This is a genomic window from Herbaspirillum frisingense (assembly GCF_047325095.1).
GTDB lineage: Bacteria > Pseudomonadota > Gammaproteobacteria > Burkholderiales > Burkholderiaceae_D > Herbaspirillum > Herbaspirillum frisingense.
This window is the reverse complement of sequence record NZ_CP168558.1, coordinates 896,456-914,409: the sequence shown is the minus strand read 5'-3', so window position 1 is coordinate 914,409 and position 17,954 is coordinate 896,456. Positions and strand designations below refer to the sequence as shown.

General features: G+C 63.7%; 16 protein-coding genes. 12 read left to right on the top strand and 4 right to left on the bottom strand.

Going from position 1 to position 17,954, the window contains the following annotated elements:
- Nucleotides 1-40: 40 nt before the first annotated feature.
- Genes pcaF through ACEOAC_RS04265 form a run of 3 tightly spaced genes read right to left on the bottom strand, consistent with a single transcriptional unit; the run spans nt 41 to nt 2,594 of the window.
- On the bottom strand, nt 41-1,243 hold the full coding sequence (pcaF, locus tag ACEOAC_RS04275; RefSeq protein WP_413628704.1) for a 3-oxoadipyl-CoA thiolase: 1,203 nt from the start codon (nt 1,241-1,243) through the stop codon (nt 41-43).
- A 38-nt stretch (nt 1,244-1,281) separates the two neighbouring features.
- Nucleotides 1,282-1,923 (bottom strand): CoA transferase subunit B, encoded by a 642-nt coding sequence (locus ACEOAC_RS04270; protein ID WP_413444804.1) that lies wholly within the window; start codon nt 1,921-1,923, stop codon nt 1,282-1,284.
- A complete protein-coding gene (locus ACEOAC_RS04265; RefSeq protein ID WP_006461651.1) occupies nt 1,920-2,594 on the bottom strand; it encodes a 3-oxoacid CoA-transferase subunit A in 675 nt (224 codons plus the stop codon). The genes ACEOAC_RS04270 and ACEOAC_RS04265 overlap by 4 nt, the downstream gene beginning before the upstream one ends.
- 362 nt (nt 2,595-2,956) lie before the next feature.
- Here ACEOAC_RS04265 and ACEOAC_RS04260 point away from each other — a divergent pair, with 362 nt between their 5' ends.
- A complete protein-coding gene (locus tag ACEOAC_RS04260) occupies nt 2,957-3,895 on the top strand; it encodes an IclR family transcriptional regulator C-terminal domain-containing protein (protein WP_413444805.1) in 939 nt (312 codons plus the stop codon).
- Between the two features lie 141 nt (nt 3,896-4,036).
- On the opposite strand, the gene ACEOAC_RS04255 is transcribed toward ACEOAC_RS04260, so the two are convergent.
- Nucleotides 4,037-5,149, bottom strand: coding sequence for a porin (locus ACEOAC_RS04255; protein ID WP_077236000.1), 1,113 nt, complete (start codon nt 5,147-5,149; stop codon nt 4,037-4,039).
- A 563-nt stretch (nt 5,150-5,712) separates the two neighbouring features.
- On the opposite strand from ACEOAC_RS04255, the gene ACEOAC_RS04250 reads away from it, so the two are divergent.
- The 11 genes from ACEOAC_RS04250 (at nt 5,713) to ACEOAC_RS04200 (ending at nt 17,948) form a co-directional block, all read left to right on the top strand.
- Entirely contained in the window at nt 5,713-6,888 is a 1,176-nt protein-coding gene (locus ACEOAC_RS04250) for an ABC transporter substrate-binding protein (RefSeq protein ID WP_413444806.1), read from the top strand.
- A 303-nt stretch (nt 6,889-7,191) separates the two neighbouring features.
- Nucleotides 7,192-7,971: a crotonase/enoyl-CoA hydratase family protein gene (locus tag ACEOAC_RS04245; RefSeq protein ID WP_413444807.1), complete on the top strand. Its 780-nt coding sequence runs from the start codon at nt 7,192-7,194 to the stop codon at nt 7,969-7,971.
- A 110-nt stretch (nt 7,972-8,081) separates the two neighbouring features.
- Complete coding sequence (locus ACEOAC_RS04240) at nt 8,082-9,944, top strand: feruloyl-CoA synthase (protein ID WP_413444808.1); 1,863 nt, start codon at nt 8,082-8,084, stop codon at nt 9,942-9,944.
- A 13-nt stretch (nt 9,945-9,957) separates the two neighbouring features.
- Nucleotides 9,958-11,211 carry a thiolase family protein gene (locus tag ACEOAC_RS04235; protein WP_241813526.1) on the top strand — a complete coding sequence of 418 codons (1,254 nt, stop codon included), beginning with the start codon at nt 9,958-9,960 and terminating at the stop codon, nt 11,209-11,211.
- A 19-nt stretch (nt 11,212-11,230) separates the two neighbouring features.
- The gene (locus ACEOAC_RS04230; RefSeq protein ID WP_077236005.1) at nt 11,231-11,995 is read left to right on the top strand and encodes an SDR family NAD(P)-dependent oxidoreductase; all 765 of its coding nucleotides are present in this window, start codon (nt 11,231-11,233) and stop codon (nt 11,993-11,995) included.
- Between the two features lie 10 nt (nt 11,996-12,005).
- The gene (locus ACEOAC_RS04225; RefSeq protein ID WP_413445637.1) at nt 12,006-12,425 is read left to right on the top strand and encodes an acyl-CoA thioesterase; all 420 of its coding nucleotides are present in this window, start codon (nt 12,006-12,008) and stop codon (nt 12,423-12,425) included.
- Between the two features lie 95 nt (nt 12,426-12,520).
- Complete coding sequence (locus tag ACEOAC_RS04220; RefSeq protein ID WP_413445636.1) at nt 12,521-13,666, top strand: ABC transporter substrate-binding protein; 1,146 nt, start codon at nt 12,521-12,523, stop codon at nt 13,664-13,666.
- Between the two features lie 87 nt (nt 13,667-13,753).
- Nucleotides 13,754-14,794: a branched-chain amino acid ABC transporter permease gene (locus ACEOAC_RS04215; RefSeq protein ID WP_006461641.1), complete on the top strand. Its 1,041-nt coding sequence runs from the start codon at nt 13,754-13,756 to the stop codon at nt 14,792-14,794.
- Nucleotides 14,791-16,587 (top strand): ABC transporter permease subunit, encoded by a 1,797-nt coding sequence (locus ACEOAC_RS04210; protein WP_413443729.1) that lies wholly within the window; start codon nt 14,791-14,793, stop codon nt 16,585-16,587. The genes ACEOAC_RS04215 and ACEOAC_RS04210 overlap by 4 nt, the downstream gene beginning before the upstream one ends.
- Nucleotides 16,584-17,339 (top strand): ABC transporter ATP-binding protein, encoded by a 756-nt coding sequence (locus tag ACEOAC_RS04205; protein ID WP_413443728.1) that lies wholly within the window; start codon nt 16,584-16,586, stop codon nt 17,337-17,339. The genes ACEOAC_RS04210 and ACEOAC_RS04205 overlap by 4 nt, the downstream gene beginning before the upstream one ends.
- A 57-nt stretch (nt 17,340-17,396) precedes the next feature.
- Entirely contained in the window at nt 17,397-17,948 is a 552-nt protein-coding gene (locus ACEOAC_RS04200; protein WP_006461638.1) for a DUF3237 domain-containing protein, read from the top strand.
- The last annotated feature ends 6 nt before the right edge of the window (nt 17,949-17,954 follow it).

Here is a 17,954-nt window from a genome sequence, read left to right as displayed (position 1 = left end):
ATGGTGCAGCCAGGTGCATCGCCGCGCCATCCCGCTGTCATCACACGCGTTCGATCACCATGGCGATGCCCTGCCCCACGCCGATGCACATGGTGCATAGCGCGTAACGGCCACCGGTGCGTTCCAGCTGGTAGAGGGCGGTGGTCACCAGGCGGGCGCCACTCATGCCCAGCGGATGACCCAGCGCAATCGCGCCGCCATTGGGGTTGACCCGCGCATCGTCGTCAGCCACGCCCAGTTCGCGCAGCACGGCCAGGCCTTGCGAGGCAAAGGCTTCGTTCAGTTCGATCACATCCATCTGCTCGATGCGCATGCCCAGTTGCGCCAGCAGCTTCTTGCTGGCCGGGGCCGGGCCCATGCCCATGATGCGCGGTGCGACGCCGGCCGTGGCCATGCCCAGGATGCGGGCGCGTGGCTTGAGCCGGTGTTGCTCGGCCGCCTCGGCACTGGCCAGCAGCAAGGCGCAGGCGCCATCGTTGACACCCGAGGCATTGCCGGCGGTAACCGTGCCATCGGGCTTGACCACGCCCTTCAGGCGGGCCAGCGCTTCCATGCTGGTAGCACGCGGATGCTCATCCTGCGTGACGGTGACGGGGTCGCCCTTCTTCTGCGGGATCACCACCGGTACGATCTCCTGCGCCAGGTTGCCATTGGCCTGCGCGGCGGCAGCCTTGGCCTGGCTGCGCACGGCGAACTGGTCCTGGTCCTCGCGGCTGATCTTGTAGTCGACGGCGACGTTCTCGGCCGTCTCGGGCATGGCATCCACACCATATTTCTGCTTCATCAAGGCATTGACGAAGCGCCATCCGATGGTGGTGTCCTGGATCGCGGCCTGGCGCGAGAAGGCGCTATCGGCCTTGCCCATCACGAAGGGAGCGCGAGTCATTGACTCCACCCCGCCGGCGATCATCAACCCGGTCTCGCCGGACTTGATGGCGCGCGCGGCGGTCCCCAGGGCGTCCATGCCCGAACCGCACAGACGGTTGATGGTGCTGCCCGGCACTTCCTGCGGCAGACCGGCCAGCAGCAGCGACATGCGGGCAACGTTGCGGTTGTCTTCGCCGGCCTGGTTGGCGCAGCCGAAGATGACGTCATCAACCGCGCTCCAGTCCACCTGCGGATTGCGCTCCATCAGCGCGCGCAGCGGTACCGCGCCCAGATCGTCGGCACGCACGTCCTTGAGCGCGCCGCCGTAGCGACCGATGGGGGTACGGATGGCGTCACAGATAAATACGTCTTTCATGCATTCCTCGCAGCGATAATTGGTTGATTCGAACGGACTCAGGCAGCCGGGCGCAACGGCGCACCGGTCAGCTCCTGCAGTTGTTCGAAGGACAGGCCCTCAACGATCTCGCGCACCTGTAGTCCCTGCGGGGTGACGTCGATGACGGCCAGGTCGGTGTAGATGCGGTTGACGCAGCCGATGCCGGTGAGCGGATAGGTGCAGGCCTGGACCAGCTTGCTTTCGCCGGTCTTGGTCTGGTGATCCATCATCACGAACACCTGCTTGGCGCCGATGGCCAGGTCCATCGCTCCGCCCACGGCAGGGATGGCGTCCGGCGCGCCGGTATGCCAGTTGGCCAGGTCACCCTTGGCCGACACCTGGAAGGCGCCCAGCACGCAGATGTCGAGGTGGCCGCCACGCATCATGGCAAACGAATCGGCATGGTGGAAATAGGCACCGCCGGTCAACAGCGTCACTGGCTGCTTGCCGGCATTGATGAGGTCTTCGTCTTCCTCGCCGGGCGCCGGGGCCGGGCCCATGCCGAGCACGCCGTTTTCGCTGTGCAGGAAGATTTCCTTGTCGGCCGGCAGGTAGTTGGCGACCTTGGTGGGCAGGCCGATACCCAGGTTCACGTAGGCGCCTTCGGGAATGTCCTGGGCCACGCGCGCGGCGATCTGTTCACGGGTAAAGCGATTCATTGCTGTGCCTCCTTGGTTTGCACGATCCGCTGCACGAAGATGCCGGGGGTGATGATGTTTTCCGGATCAAGCTGACCCAGTTCTACCACCTCGCTGACCTGGGCGATGGTGCATTTGGCGGCCATGGCCATGATCGGACCGAAGTTGCGGGCGGTCTTGCGATACACCAGGTTGCCCCAGCGGTCGCCACGCAGCGCCTTGATGAGCGCGAAGTCGGCGTGGATCGGCGACTCCAGCACATAGTGGCGGCCGTTGATCTCGCGGGTCTCCTTGCCTTCTGCCAGCATGGTGCCGTAGCCGGTGGGGCTGAAGAAACCGCCGATGCCGGCACCGGCGGCGCGGATGCGCTCGGCCAGGTTGCCTTGTGGGGTCAGTTCCAGTTCGATCTCGCCGGCACGGTAGAGTGCATCGAAGACATGGGAATCGGTCTGGCGCGGGAAGGAACAGATGATCTTCTTCACCCGCTTGGTCTTGAGCAGCGCCGCCAGGCCGGTGTCGCCGTTGCCGGCATTGTTGTTGACGATGGTCAGGTCGCGCGCGCCCTGGGCGATCAGCGCATCGATCAGGGCCGATGGCATGCCGGCATTGCCGAAGCCGCCGATCATGATGGTGGCGCCATCATGGATGTCGGCCACCGCCTGCTCCAGGGAGTCAGAAATTTTATTGATCACGTTGCTCTCACTTTAGATGCGGCGCCTGGGGCTGCGCCTGCTGGATATCCCGCCATCTGGTTTGCCACGTTGCAGCCGGGCGGGCGTGTTGCACGGGCTCGTCTCGGTCGGTGTCTGCGGACATTTGAGGCTTGCTGCCGGACTGACTTCAGACTGACTTTTCCCGGCACTCAATGTTCGATCACCGAACTAATGTTTGATTTTCGCACAAAAAGAGTTTAGCGATCCGGCTTGACGGCCGTCAAGAAAAACCGGCAGGATGTGTTCGCTTGCCGCACAAAACGTTAAAATCCGGACGCAATCGGCGCCATCCAAAACCCGAGCCGTCCTGAACCATCCGCCCAGAGAGCCCATCCGAGTCCATGTCCACCGCACCCGCCGCCAAGACCCGCAAGACTGCTGCCAAAAGCAGCGCCACAGCAGCTGCCACCGTCGATGCCAAGGCCGGCAGGAGCAGTCGGGCCAAGAGCAAGGAAGTCGCTGTTGCCCCCACTGCCGCGACCGAGGCGGAACGCGAGCTGACCATCGCCGAGGAAATCGACGCCCTCACCGACCCCAGCTTCATGACCTCCCTGGCGCGTGGCCTGGCGGTGATCCGCGCCTTCAGCGATTCGCGCCGCAGCCTGACCATCGCCCAGATCAGCCAGAAGACCGGTATCCCGCGTGCGGCAGTGCGACGCTGCCTGCACACCTTGAAGCAACTGGGCTATGCCGATTCGGACGTCAACAATTTCTCGCTGCGCCCCAAGATATTGACGCTGGGCTATTCCTATCTATCCTCCACGCCGCTGACCGTTTCTGCACAGCCCTACCTGAACAACATCAGCCGTACCCTCGGCGAATCCTGCTCACTGGCCGTGCTGGACGACAACGAAGTGCTCTACGTGGCCCGCTCGGCCACCTCGCGCGTGATGTCGGTAGCACTCAATACCGGCAGCCGGCTGCCGGCCTACTGCACCTCGCTCGGTCGTGCCATGCTGGCGCACCTGCCGGACGACCAGTTGAAGGCCTATTTCGACAAGGTCAAGCTGCGCGCCCTCACCGAGAAAACGGTGGTCTCGCAAAAACGCCTGCGTGACATCCTGGCCGGCGTGCGCGAAAACGGTTACGCGGTCATCGATGAAGAGCTGGAAGTGGGTCTGCGTTCCATTGCGGTTCCCGTGCGTGGTGCCTCCGGCAACGTGCTGGCGGCCCTGAACGTGGGCGCGCAGGCCGCACGTGTATCGCGCCAGCAGATGGAAGAAGAGATCCTGCCGGTGCTGCTGCGCGGTGCGCAGGAACTGTCGGTCCTGCTGCCCTGAAAAAAAACCGGCCCGGCCCCTCTTGCGGGGAGCCGGACCGAAGACAAAAACAGACCCTGTCTTTGTCGTGCCGCGGATGTCGGCGCGCCCTCTCTGCCTGCGGGCGCGCCATCCTCCTCAAGAGCGTTCCAGCGACCTCACTCAGAAGGTGTGACGGATGCCCGACATCACCCCCAGCTGGTTCTTGCCCGCCCCCACGGTGCCCCCCGCATCGATGGCCACCGCTGCAGTGCCGCCATTCTTGATATAACCCAGCGAGGTATACAGCGCAGTGCGCTTGGACAGGTTGTAGGTCAGACGTGCCACCGACAGGGTGACATCGTTGGGGCTGTTCTTCACCGACAGGCGCGACACCTGTGCATCCAGCACCAGGGCCACGGACAGCGGATAGCTCACGCCCAGGTAGTAGAGATCGGAGTCGGTATTGACGTTGGCCGCCGCGCGGGTGCGGCGATCCACCACACCGCCACCCAGCTTGACGTCACCGATCATGAAGTAGCCATTGAGCGTGATGCGCTGATCGCTGTTGCTGCTGCTGGTGAGACCGCCGCTGGCACCGGTATTGCCATACAGGATGTCGTAGGAACTGGTCACGCCCCAGCCCTTGCCGTCATATCCCAGCAGACCCGTGACCTGGCGGCAGGCCTTGCTGTTGCCGGCCACTTCACCGGGGCAGTTGGTCGCTGCCGGTCCGCCGGTGGCCGACGTGTCGCGACCGAAGCTGTAGGTCGCGCCGACGGTGAAGCCGCTGAAGTTGCCGAGGTAGCCGATGGCGTTGTCGCTACGGGCATTGGGGAGATAGGAATCGATGCTACCGATGGCGAAGATGTTGGGTCCCATGACGTCGGTCTTCAACTGCGACAGATAGGTCATGTTGACCTGGCGTCCCAGCATGATCTGACCCCAGTCGCCTTTCAGGCCAACGTAGGATTGGCGCCCGAAGATGCGGTTGCCCTGCCCCATCGAACCAGTGTCAGGCGCGAAGCCGCTTTCCAGCACGAACATCGCCTGCAGGCCGCCGCCGAGGTCTTCCGTTCCCTTGAAGCCGATGCGTGAGGGGAAGCTGCCGGTCAGCGACGGCATCTTGAATACCGAATTGCCATTGGCGTTGGCATTGGTGGTGTAGACCACGCCGGTATCGACGATACCGTAGATGGTTACCGAACTCTGGGCCAGCGCCGAACCGGCCGTACCTGCACAAGCACATGCTGCCGCGGCCAGGGCCACTGCGCGCAAGGTCATTTTCTTAGTCATTGCCATCTCCTCCTGATTTCTATGAATGATGATTGGCCGGTCTGCTGCCGGAGCGCGTCGTCCTCCAGACGCCCTCCGACGATTCGCCGCTCGCCGGGCCGGGTCACTTCCAATACCGTCAGTCCCTCCGATGTTGCCGATATTGCGGGTGTTGCTCTTGCGAATTCTTCGATGCCACTACGGCAAGCTGGCCAGGCGCGGGCGTAAAAAGGCCCCTGCCCCATGGTCCAGGCCATCGGCATATTTACTGGCGGACACGATTTGTGTCGCCTCACCAAATACGAGTTGGTCGACACCACCAGGCGGGCGTCGCAGAAAGATTCGTCTCGTTGCTTATTTTTTATAACTTTTATTAGCCGTTCGGTTACCGCACATCGGTTTGTTTACCGAACGGATGGTGCGATACTATTGTCGGCACCGAAGCTTTGTCAACAAGGCGAGCCGAGGAAGGGAAATCGATGCGTCGTCCGAGTGCAACAGTCGGACCGGCGATGAGACAATCACGACGGCACCAGAACCGCCTGCCCATCGCCCCTCACCACAATCACAAAGGAGACTGAAAAATGACGTTCAAGAAAATCGCGTTGCTGGCTCTGCTGGCGACTTCCCAGCTCATGACAGTTGCGTCCGCAGGGGCCGAGGAAACCATCAAGGTCGGTCTGGTCGCGGCCTTCTCCGGCCCCTTCGCCGACTACGGCAAGCAGATGGAGGGCGGCATCAAGGCGTGGATGGCGCAGCATGGCGATCAGGTCGCGGGCAAGAAGGTGCAGATCATCATCAAGGACACCACCGGTCCGGCGCCGGAGATCGCCAAGCGCTTGGCGCAGGAGCTGGTGGTGCGCGACAAGGTGGACTTCCTGGCCGGCTTCGGCCTCACGCCGGAGGCGCTGGCCGTGGCGCCGATTGCGGAGCAGGCCAAGAAACCGATGATCATCATGAATGCCGCCACCTCGGTCATCACCACCAAGTCCAACTACATCGCCCGCTTCTCGATGACGCTGCCGCAGGTCTCCGGCCCCATGGCGACCTGGGCGTTGAAGAACGGCATCAAGCGGGTAGTCACGCTGGTGGCCGATTATGGTCCGGGCATCGATGCCGAGACCGCCTTCAAGACCAACCTGCTGGGTGGCGGTGGCCAGGTGCTGGAATCGATCCGGGTACCACTGCGCAATCCGGAGTTCGCGCCCTACATCCAGCGCATCAAGGATGCCAAGCCGGAGGCGGTGTTTATCTTCGTGCCGGCCGGTGAGCAGAGCATTGCGTTCATGAAGGGGTATCGTGAGCGCGGCCTGGCCGAGGCTGGCATCAAGGTGATTGCCACCGGTGACCTGACTGACGATCACGTCATGCCCGCCATGGGCGACGCCACGCTGGGCGTGATCACCACCTTCCACTATTCGGCCGCCCATGATTCGCCGGAGAACAAGGCTTTCCTGAAAAGCTTCGCCGCCGCCAATCCTGGCGCGGGACGTCCCAACTTCATGGCCGTGGCAGCCTATGACGGCATGAATGCGATCTACGAGGTCAGCAAGAAACTCAATGGCAAGATCGATGGCGACAAGGCCATGGCCATCCTCAAGACCATGAAGTTCATGAGCCCGCGCGGACCCATTGCCATCGACCCGGCCACCCGCGACATCGTGCAGACGGTCTATGTGCGCAAGGTGGAGAAGATCGGTAACGAAGCCTACAACGTCGAGTTCGACAAGTTCGAGAACATGAAGGACACCGGCAAGTAGTCCTTGCCATGCCCACGGGAAACGCCGGTGATGCACTGCACACCGGCGTTTTTTCTTTGGGTGTGTGCATGGCATGCGGGCTGGCGCTGCACGCCTGGAAAAAGAGCCGGCCTGGGCAGCGCAATGCAGCATCGACGTGTCGGTGACACGTACAAAAATATGTTCGCCTACCGCCCGCTTTTACGAATAACGCACAACACGCCACACTGATGGCGCTTGCTTTTGCGCCCATCTTACTTATACTAAATAAACGTTATAACTTATAACTAATTTCAAAAACCTACGGGCATGACCAGAGACAGCATGAACCAGCACAGCGACCTTCTCGACATCCAAGTTCACGGCGCCGTCGCCGAGATCGCACTCAACCGCGCCGCCAAACGCAATGCCCTCAACGACCCACTGGTACGCGCCATCCGCGATTGCTTCGAGAACCTGCCGGCGGGCGTGAAGGTCGCCATCGTCCATGGCAAGGGCGAGCACTTCTGCGCCGGACTGGACCTGTCCGAACTGCGCGCACGCGACACCAGCGAATCCATGCACCACTCGCGCATGTGGCATGCCGCCTTCGAACAGATCGGCTTCGGCCGGGTACCGGTGATCGCCGTGCTGCACGGCGCAGTCATCGGCGGCGGCCTGGAACTGGCAGCGGCTGCCCACATCCGGGTGGCCGAGCCGAGCGCCTTTTATGGCCTGCCGGAAGGGCAACGCGGTCTCTTCGTCGGCGGCGGCGGTTCGGTGCGCATCTCGCGCCTGATCGGCGTGGCGCGCATGGCCGACATGATGCTGACCGGGCGGGTGCTGAACGCCGAAGAAGGTCACCAGGCCGGCATCTCGCAATACAGCGTGGCCGCTGGTGCGGGACTGGACAAGGCGCGCGAGTTGGCAGAACGCATCGCCGGCAACGCACCGATGACCAACTACGGCGTCATGCATGTGCTGCCGCGCATCCACGATCAGTCGATCCAGGATGGATTGATGACCGAATCCCTGATGGCCGCGGTGGCCGGCAGCGATCCCGATACCAAGGGACGGCTGGCAGCCTTCCTCGATCACAAGCAGAACAAGGTCAGGCCGGGCTGAGTACGTCCGGCGCAGGGGCCAGGGCAGGACCAGAAAGTCAGTAATACAGCGCAATACATAACAACACCACTGCCCGACCACGATCGGGCAGTCAGACAACAGAGACATGTATGAACACTCCACCTCGCTATCGCAGCGTCAGGTTCGGCATCGGCGGCGTTGACGTCGTCGCCGGCGCTGACGGCACCTCCATCGTCAGGACGCGCCAGCCACTGCAGGACTATCCGGCGCGCCTGACCGACAAGCTGATCCACTGGGCCACGGTCGATCCCGAGCGCACCTACATGGCCCGCCGCGACCAGGACGGTCAATGGCGCCGCATCAGCTATGGCCAGGCCCTGCAGAGTGCGCGCCGCATCGGCCAGGCGCTGCTGCAGCGGGGATTGTCGGCCGAACGTCCGCTGCTGATCCTGTCCGAGAATGACCTGGAACATGCCATGCTGGTGCTGGGTTGCCATTACGCGGGCGTACCTTATGCACCGGTGTCGTCGGCGTATTCGCTGCTCTCCAGGGATTACGCCAAGCTGCGCCACGCGGTGCAATTGCTGACCCCCGGCCTGATTTTCGCCGCCCATGGCGAGAAGTTCGCGGCTGCCGTCGCGGCGGTGGCGCCGGAGATCGAATTCGTGGTCACCGAAGCACCGCCACCAGGGCGCGCATGCACGCTCTTCGCAGAACTTGATGCTACCCGTGCCGGCGACGAGGTCGAACGCGCCTATGCCGCCACCGGGCCGGACACCATCGTCAAGTTCCTCTTCACCTCGGGCTCGACCAAGATGCCCAAGGCGGTCATCAACACCCAACGCATGATGTGCAGCAACCTGCAGATGATCGTGCAGACCTTCCCTTTCCTGGCCGAGGAGCCGCCGATCCTGATCGACTGGCTACCCTGGAACCATACCTTCGGCGCCAACCATAACGTGGGCATCGTGCTCTACAACGGCGGCACCATGTACATCGACGAAGGCAAGCCGACCCCGCAAGGGCTGGCCACCACCCTGGCCAACCTGCGCGAGATCGCGCCCACGGTCTACTTCAACGTACCGGTGGGTTGGGAAGGCATTGCCCATGCGCTGGAAAAGGACGAGGCCCTGCGCCGTACCTTCTACAGCCGCCTGCGCATGCAGTTCTACGCCGGCGCGGCCCTGGCGCAGCCGGTATGGGACAAGCTGCATGCCACCGCCGAAGCCACCTGCGGCGAGCGCATCGTGATGTCCTGCGGGCTGGGCATGACGGAGACCTCGCCCTCGGCCCTGTTCGTGGTGGATCACCAGGTCAAGGCGGGGCAGATCGGTATCCCCACGCCGGGCATGGAGATCAAGCTGGTCCCCAATGGCGACAAGATCGAGATCCGCTATCGCGGCCCCAATGTCACGCCCGGCTACTGGCGGGCGCCGGAACAGACCGCCGAGGCCTTCGACGAGGAGGGCTACTTCCGCTCCGGCGACGCGGTGCGCTGGCTCGACGCGGCCCATCCGGATCGCGGCTTCATGTTCGATGGTCGGGTGGCGGAGGACTTCAAACTCTACACCGGCACCTGGGTCAGCGTCGGCCCGCTGCGTGCACTGATCGCCCATGAGGGCGCGCCCTACCTCCAGGATGCTGTCATCACCGGCCAGGACCGCAACGAGGTCGGCATGCTGATCGTCCCCAACATCGAGCGCTGCCGCCAACTGGCGCGCCTGCCGGCAGAAGCGTCGCGGGCCGAGGTCCTGTCGGCACCCGCCGTACGCGGCTTCTTCCAGGGTGTGCTGGATCGTCTGCAGACACATGCCACGGGCAGTTCCAATCGCGTGATGCGGGCGCTGGTGCTGATTGACCCACCCTCATTCGACCGTGGCGAGATTACCGACAAGGGATCCATCAACCAGCGTTCGGTACTGACGCACCGCGCCGCGCTGGTCGAGGCGCTGTACGCCGGCATCGACCCGGACCTGCTGACGGCACAGGCCGCGCTCACAACCACTCACTGAGGAAGCATTGCACATGGCACAGGCAGCGTTCTATTCAAGCTTCAAGGATATCTGGCTCATCGGCGGCGTACGCACGCCCATGGTCGACTACTGCACCAGCTTCAGCCAGCTTTCACCCACCGACATGGGGATCAAGGTGGCTCGCGAGGTACTGGCACGCACCGGCGTGGCGGCCGCAGACATCGGCTCGGTCATCGCCGGCAACATGGCCCCGGGCGACGCCTACCAGTACATGCTGCCGCGTCATATCGGCCTGTACGCGGGCGTGCCGATCACCACCCCGGCCATCATGGTCCAGCGCATCTGCGGTACCGGCTTCGAACTGATCCGCCAGGCCGGCGACCAGATCGAACGCGGCTACACCGAAACCGCCCTGATCGTGGGCAGCGAGTCGATGACCCGCAATCCCATCGTCGCCTTCTCGCATCGCAGCGGCTTCAGGCTGGGCGCGCCGGTGGAATTCCAGGACTACATGTGGGAAGCGCTGGTTGATCCGGCACCCGGCATCACCATGCCGCAGACCGCCGAAAACCTGGCCAGGAAATACGGCATCACCCGCGCCGAGGTCGATACCTACGCCGCCTATTCCTTCGAGCGCGCATTGAAGGCGCAGGCCGCCGGTTTCCATGCGGGCGAGATCGTGCCGGTGGTCAACGAGACCTTCCACCTGGAGGGCTACAACGACCGTCACATCAAGCTGCAAGGCAAGCTCACCGAAGCGGCCAGCGATACCCATCCGCGCCCGTCGCCGGTGGACGTGCTGGGCAAGCTGCGCACCCTCTACCCGGATGGCGTGCAGACCGGTGGCAACAGCTCGGCGCTGGTCGATGCGGCAGCAGCCACCATCGTCGCCTCCGGTGACTATCTGCGGCGCCATGACAAGGCACCGCTGGCCCGCGTGGTCGCCGCCGCCGTGGCCGGCGTGCCGCCGGAGATCATGGGCATCGGCCCGGTGCCGGCCATCCGCACGCTGCTGGAACGCAATGGCCTGACGGTGGCCGACATCGGCTGCTTCGAGATCAACGAAGCGCAGGGTGCGCAGATCGTGGCGGTGGAGCGCGAACTGGGCATCGATCGCGAACGCCTCAACGTCAATGGCGGCGCCATCGCCCTGGGTCACCCGCTGGCCGCCACCGGCGTACGCCTGTCGATCACGGCGGCACGCGAAATGAATCGTCGGGAAGCCCGCTACAGCATCGCCTCGGCCTGCATCGGCGGTGGCCAGGGCATCGCCCTGCTGCTGGAAAACCCGGCGGCTTCCCACTGAATCGAGAAGGACTCTTACCATGCAACTGCAAGGACAAGCCGCACTGGTCACCGGCGGCGCCTCCGGCCTCGGGGCCGAGACCGTGCGCCAGCTGGTGCACGCCGGCGCCCGCGTTTCCATCCTCGACGTGAACGTCGAAGCGGCACAGGCGCTGGCGGCCGAATTGAATTGCCACGCCGCACGCTGCGACATCACTGACAGCGCCTCGGTCGAGGCTGCGCTGGACGCCGCGCAGCAAGCCAATGGCGTACCACGCATTCTCATCAACTGTGCCGGCATCGGCGGTGCCAAACGCATGGTCGGGAAGGACGGCAGCGCCATGCCGCTGGAGGACTTCAGCCGCATCGTCAACGTCAACTTGATTGGCACCTTCAACGTGATCCGCCTGGCGGCCGCCCGCATGGCCGCAACCGACGCGCTGGAAGACGGCGAACGCGGCGTGATCGTGGCCACCGCCTCGGTGGCGGCTTTCGACGGCCAGGTCGGACAGGCCGGCTATGCGGCCTCCAAGGGCGGCATCACCGCCATGACGCTGCCACTGGCACGCGACCTGGCGCAATACGGCATCCGCGTGGTCACCATTGCACCGGGTCTGTTCCTGACGCCCCTACTCTACAAGCTGCCGGACGAAGTACAGCAGTCGCTGGCCTCCAGCATCCCCTTCCCGAAACGTCTGGGCAAGGCCGAAGAATATGCGCAACTGGCGCTGCATATCGCCACCAACCTGTCGCTCAACGGCGAGGTCATCCGCCTGGATGGCGCACTGCGGCTGGCGCCGCGTTGAGGAGAGCGACATGAGCAAGACCATCATCTATCCGGTGCGCGTGGAATTCGGCGATTGCGATCCGGCCGGCATCGTGTTCTTTCCCAATTTCTTCCGCTGGTATGACGCAGCCTCGCGCAACTTCTTCCACCAGTGCGGGGTGCCGCCCTGGCGCGAGACCGAAAAGACCCGCGGCATCATCGGCACGCCCGTGGTGGACATCAGTTCGCGCTTCGTGCGCCCGGCCACCTACGGCGACCATGTGGAGGTGCATTCCACCATCATCGAATGGAACGACAAGACCTTCGTGATGCGCCACGAATTGAAACGTGATGGCGAACTGCTGTGCGAAGGACGCGACACACGGGTGTTTGCGATCCGCCATCCGGACGATCCAAACCGCATCAAGGCCATCGCCATTCCGCAGGACATCAGGGAAATGTGCAGCTAGACAGGAATCAGCAGACCAGGCAACAAACGAGGCGGAGCGTCCATGCCCTGCCCGTCATAAATCGATCACTCGATGACAAATACAAGGAGACGGAGATGAAGATGAAACTGGCAATCAAGGCAGGGGTACTGGCTTACATGCTGGCCTGTTCCGCAATGGCACATGCCGAACTGACCATCGGCGTGGTGATGTCGCTGACCGGCCCGGGATCGGGACTGGGCATTCCGGCCAAGAACGGTTTCGCCCTGTGGCCGGAGACCATCGGCGGGGAAAAGGTCAAGCTCATCATCCTCGATGACGCCACCGATCCCACCCAGGCCAGCAAGAATGCGCGCCGCCTGGTGGCCGAAGACAAGGTCGACCTGATCATCGGCTCGGCCGCCGTGCCGCCCACGCTGGCCATCGCCGACGTCGCGCTGGAAACCCAGACCGTGCAACTGGCCATCTCTCCCATCGAAACAGCCGAGGGCAAGGATGCCTGGACCTTCCGCCTGCCGCAATCGACCGCCGTGATGGCCGGTGGCGTGGTGGAGCAGATGAAGAAGCTGGGCGTGAAGACCGTGGGCTTCCTCGGCTACTCGGACTCCTATGGCGAGAACTGGTTGAAGGAAGTGCAGCGCCTCACAAGCGCCGCGGGCATCAAGATGGGCACGGTGGAGCGCTTCTCCCGGGCTGACACCAGCGTGACGGCGCAGGCCTTGCGAGTGGTCAGCTCCAACCCGGATGCGGTGCTGGTGGTGGCCTCCGGCAGCGGCGCGGCCATGCCACACAAGGCGCTCATCGAGCGCGGCTACAAGGGCAGGATCTTCCAGACCCATAGCGCCGCCTCGCGCGACCTGATCCGCCTGGGTGGCAAGGATGTGGAAGGTTCCTACGTCATCTCCGGCCCGGCCGTGGTGCCGGAGGCCCTGCCGGACAGCAATCCTTCCAAGAAGCTGGCCATGGACTTCGTCACGCGCTACGAAAAGCAATTCGGCGCCGGCACCCGCAACCTGTTCGCGGCCCATACCTACGATGCCCAGCTGGTGTTGCAGAAGGTGGTCCCGGAGGCCCTGAAGAAGGCCAAACCCGGCACCCCGGCCTTCCGCACCGCGCTGAAGGAGGCGCTGGAAAACGCCGGCCCGATCCAGATTTCGCAAGGCACGCTGAACTACTCGCCGAAGGATCACTTCGGTCTGGGTGACGATGCCCGCATCATGCTGACCATCCAGAATGGCAACTGGAAGGCAGTCAACCCCTGACGCTACGCCAACCGTTGCGGCGGCACGGCTTGATTGCAGACCGTGTCGCCGTTGTTCCGTGGAATTTGCCTGTTTCGCTGACTACTCATGGATTCTTCGATTGCCGCCATCCTCACCCTGGATGGCCTGACCAACGGCATCGTCTATGGCCTCATCGCCATTGCGCTGGTGCTGGTGTTTACGGTCACCCGCATTCTCTTCATTCCCCAGGGTGAATTCGTCGCCTATGGCGCCTTGACCCTGGCCATGCTGCAGCAAGGCCAGCGCCCCGGGCCACTGTGGCTGCTGCTGGTGCTGGCGGTCTGCGCGGCGGTCATGCAGGCCCTTGCGCTGCTGCGCTCGGGGCAGGCGGCACTGCTGCCGCGTGCGTTGCTGGGCACGCTGGGCTTGCCGCTGGCGGTGGCCGCGCTGGTCTGGTGGGCTGCACCGCAGCAGTTTCCGCTACCGGTGCAGGTGCTGCTGACGCTGCTGCTCATTACCGCGCTGGGGCCACTGATGTACCAGGTGGTGTTCGAGTCACTGGCCGATGCCAGTGTGCTGCAACTGCTGATCGTCTCGGTCGGCATCCACCTGGCGATGACCGGGCTGGGGCTGGTGTTCTTCGGGGCCGAGGGCTTCCGCACTCCGGCCTTCTGGGATGCGCGCTGGAACCTGGCGCAGCTTACGCTGAGCGCACAGACGGTGGTGGTGGTGATTGCCGCCGTGGCACTGCTGCTGGCATTGTGGCTGTTCTCGGGGCGCACGCTGTATGGCAAGGCGCTGCGCGCCACGGCGGTGAACCGTCTGGGTGCGCGGCTCATGGGAATCTCCACGACGCTGGCCGGCAAACTGTCCTTTGCCGTGGCAGCGTTTATCGGTGCTCTGTCGGGTGTGTTGATCGGCCCGATGAGCACCATCTTTTATGACTCGGGCTTCCTGATCGGGCTGAAGGGATTCGTCGCCGCCACCATCGGTGCGCTGGCCAGTTTCCCGGCGGCCGCAGGAGGCGCGCTGCTGGTGGGGTTGCTGGAATCCTTCAGTTCCTTCTGGGCCAGCGATTTCAAGGAAGTGATCGTCTTCATGGCGCTGCTGCCCATCCTGCTGTGGCGCTCGCTGGTGACACCGGCGCATGACGAGGACGAGGAATGAGCATGATCAACAAACGACTCCCGCTCTACGTGCTGCTGATCGTGCTGGCACTGTTCCCGCTGCTGCCCACGCCGCAGTTCTGGGTGATCCAGGCCAACTACATCGGGCTGTACGCCCTGGTGGCCATCGGTCTGGTGCTGCTGACCGGTATCGGCGGCATGACGTCGTTCGGCCAGGCGGCTTTCGTCGGCATGGGGGCCTACACCACCTCCTATCTCACCACGGCCCATGGTGTTTCGCCCTGGCTGACGCTGCCGCTGGGCCTGCTGATCACCGGCGTATCGGCCTATGTGCTGGGGCGCATCACCTTGCGCATGTCCGGCCACTACCTGCCACTGGCGACCATTGCCTGGGGGATCAGCCTGTACTTCCTGTTCGGCAAGGTGGATTGGCTGGGCAAGTACGACGGCATCTCCGGCATTCCACCTCTGCAACTGGCGGGTGTGGATCTGGCTGGCGAACGCCACCTCTACTACCTGATCTGGATCATCGTGCTGGCGGCAGCCTGGGTCTCGCTGAACCTGCTGGATTCACGCGCTGGCCGCGCCATCCGTGCCCTCAAGGGTGGCCGCTCGATGGCCGAGGCCATGGGCGTGGATACCGGACGCTACAAGATCCTGGTCTTCGTCTTCGCGGCGCTGCTGGCGTCGGTCTCGGGCTGGCTGTTCGCGCACATGCAGCGCACGGTCAATCCCTCGCCGTTCAGCCTGGCGATGGGCATCGAATACCTGTTCATCGTGGTGGTCGGTGGCATCGCCCATATCTGGGGTGCGTTGCTGGGTGCGGGTGTACTCAAGCTGCTGTCGGACCAGTTGCAGGTGTTGCTGCCCGCGTTGCTGGGCGCCGCCGGCAGTTATGAAACCATTGTCTTCGGGCTGATCCTGATCGTGCTGTTGAAGTACGCCCGTGGTGGCTTGTGGCCCTGGGTGCGCGCCCTGTGGCTGCGCGCCTTCCCGCCGGCGCCACAGCCGCTGCGCGTGGCCAGCGCTGCTCCCATGGACAGGCGGTCGGGCCCGACACGTGGCGCGCCGCTGTTGCAGGTGGACCAGATCAACAAGCGCTTCGGCGGGCTGGTGGCGGTCAACGATGTGTCCTTCAACGTCAAGGCCGGTGAGATCGTCGGGCTGATCGGCCCCAATGGTGCGGGCAAGTCGACCACCTTCAATCTGGTGACCGGACTGCTGCATGCCAGCGGTGGACGCGTAAGCTTCAACGGACGCGACATCGCCGGCCTGCCGGCCCGTGCCATCGCCCGCCTGGGGATTGCACGCACCTTCCAGCATGTACGCCTGCTACCGGGCATGTCGGTGCTGGAGAACGTGGCGCTGGGCGCACACATGCGTAGCCAGCAGGGCTTCCTGCGCAATACGGTCAATGCCATGCTGCATCTGGAGCGGGTTGAGGAGAAGGCCTTGCTGGATGAGGCCGCACGCGCCCTGCATCGCGTGGGCCTGCAACACCTGATGCACGAGCAGGCTGGCAATCTGGCGCTTGGTCAGCAACGCATCCTGGAAATTGCCCGCGCTCTCTGCTGCGACCCGTTGCTGCTGTTGCTGGACGAGCCGGCGGCAGGCCTGCGTCACCTGGAAAAGCAGGCGCTGTCCCGGGTATTGCAGGAGCTGCGCAGCGACGGCATGAGCATCCTGCTGGTGGAACACGACATGGAATTCGTCATGGAACTGACCGACCACATCGTGGTGATGGAATTCGGCGCCAAGATCGCCGAAGGCACGCCGCAGGAAATCCAGCGGCATCCGGCGGTGATCGAAGCCTACCTGGGTGGAATCGAATGAGTGAACTGGTCCTCGAAGTCGCGCAATTGCGCGCAAGCTATGGCAAGGTGCAGGCGCTGCACGACATTGATCTCAGACTCGAACGCGGCAGCATCGCCACCGTGATCGGCCCCAATGGTGCGGGCAAGTCGACCTTGCTCAACGCCATCATGGGAGTGCTGCCGGCGCAGGGATCGGTGCACTATCACGGTCGGGCGGTGGAGCGCTGGACGCTGGAGCAGCGTGTCATGGCCGGTATCGCGCTGGTGCCGGAGCGACGTGAACTTTTTTCCAGCATGAGCGTGGAAGACAATCTTCTGCTGGGCGGCTTTCGCCGCCTGCGCTTGCGACAGGCACAGCCGATGGATCAGCTCGCCACGGTCTTCGAATTGTTCCCGCGCCTGAAGGAACGGCGCAGCCAGCTGGCCGGAACGCTCTCGGGTGGCGAGCGCCAGATGCTGGCCATCGGACGCGCCATGATGGCCAAGCCGGAACTACTGATGCTGGACGAACCCAGCCTGGGACTGGCGCCGCGCATCGTCAAGGAAATCCTGCAGATCGTCTCCGAACTGCGCACGGCCGGTATCTCGGTGCTGCTGGTGGAGCAGAACGCGCGCGCCGCGCTGCAGACCGCCGACTACGGTTACGTGCTGGAACTGGGCAAGGTCAGCATGCAGGGAGAATCGGCACGGCTGGCCGGCGATCCGCAGGTGATCCAGGCCTACCTGGGCTTTGGCAAGAAGGCAGAGGCCGAGGTGGTGGCCGCTTCCTGAGCGTTGACGCTTTCTGCACCACCGCATGACAAAACAACATAGAAAAAGGAGACCACGATGAAGAAGCTGTTCCTGCTGCTGGCCGCACTGACGCTATCCTTCCAGGCCCATGCGGCGAGCGATGCCGACAATACCGCGCTCACCCCACCGCAACCCAAGCTGGCCTTCCTGGCGCGCTTTTCGGTGGACCTGGTGGCGCCGATCTGGGAACTGGGGAAGACCTCGGATCTGGGCAAGCGTCGCATCATTCCGATCACCGGCGGCAGCTTCAAGGGACCGCTGATCAACGGTGAAATCCTCAACAACGGTGCCGACTGGCAGACCGTCACCGCCGATGGGCTGGCCATCATCGACACCCGCTATCTGTTGAAGCTGGACGATGGCGAACTGGTCTATCTGCAGACGCGGGGGGTGCGTTACGGCCCGCCGGAAGTGATGGCCGAGGTGGCCAAGGGCAAGCCGGTCGATCCCTCTCGCTATACCTTCCGCCTGTTCATGAACTTTGAAACCGCTTCCAGGAAATACGACTGGCTCAATCGCGCCATGGGTGTGGGCTACGCCATGCGGCTGGGCAATGCGGTGGTGTATGACGCCTACCTGCTGAACTGAACGAAG

Excerpts from the sequence above, each read along its gene's own strand:
- pcaF (WP_413628704.1), bottom strand. The coding sequence starts at position 1,243 with ATGAAAGACGTATTTATCTGTGACGCCATCCGTACCCCCATCGGTCGC.
- ACEOAC_RS04270 (WP_413444804.1), bottom strand. The coding sequence starts at position 1,923 with ATGAATCGCTTTACCCGTGAACAGATCGCCGCGCGCGTGGCCCAGGAC.
- ACEOAC_RS04260 (WP_413444805.1), top strand. The coding sequence starts at position 2,957 with ATGTCCACCGCACCCGCCGCCAAGACCCGCAAGACTGCTGCCAAAAGC.
- ACEOAC_RS04255 (WP_077236000.1), bottom strand. The coding sequence starts at position 5,149 with ATGACTAAGAAAATGACCTTGCGCGCAGTGGCCCTGGCCGCGGCAGCA.
- ACEOAC_RS04250 (WP_413444806.1), top strand. The coding sequence starts at position 5,713 with ATGACGTTCAAGAAAATCGCGTTGCTGGCTCTGCTGGCGACTTCCCAG.
- ACEOAC_RS04245 (WP_413444807.1), top strand. The coding sequence starts at position 7,192 with ATGAACCAGCACAGCGACCTTCTCGACATCCAAGTTCACGGCGCCGTC.
- ACEOAC_RS04240 (WP_413444808.1), top strand. The coding sequence starts at position 8,082 with ATGAACACTCCACCTCGCTATCGCAGCGTCAGGTTCGGCATCGGCGGC.
- ACEOAC_RS04235 (WP_241813526.1), top strand. The coding sequence starts at position 9,958 with ATGGCACAGGCAGCGTTCTATTCAAGCTTCAAGGATATCTGGCTCATC.
- ACEOAC_RS04230 (WP_077236005.1), top strand. The coding sequence starts at position 11,231 with ATGCAACTGCAAGGACAAGCCGCACTGGTCACCGGCGGCGCCTCCGGC.
- ACEOAC_RS04225 (WP_413445637.1), top strand. The coding sequence starts at position 12,006 with ATGAGCAAGACCATCATCTATCCGGTGCGCGTGGAATTCGGCGATTGC.
- ACEOAC_RS04220 (WP_413445636.1), top strand. The coding sequence starts at position 12,521 with ATGAAGATGAAACTGGCAATCAAGGCAGGGGTACTGGCTTACATGCTG.
- ACEOAC_RS04215 (WP_006461641.1), top strand. The coding sequence starts at position 13,754 with ATGGATTCTTCGATTGCCGCCATCCTCACCCTGGATGGCCTGACCAAC.
- ACEOAC_RS04210 (WP_413443729.1), top strand. The coding sequence starts at position 14,791 with ATGAGCATGATCAACAAACGACTCCCGCTCTACGTGCTGCTGATCGTG.
- ACEOAC_RS04205 (WP_413443728.1), top strand. The coding sequence starts at position 16,584 with ATGAGTGAACTGGTCCTCGAAGTCGCGCAATTGCGCGCAAGCTATGGC.
- ACEOAC_RS04200 (WP_006461638.1), top strand. The coding sequence starts at position 17,397 with ATGAAGAAGCTGTTCCTGCTGCTGGCCGCACTGACGCTATCCTTCCAG.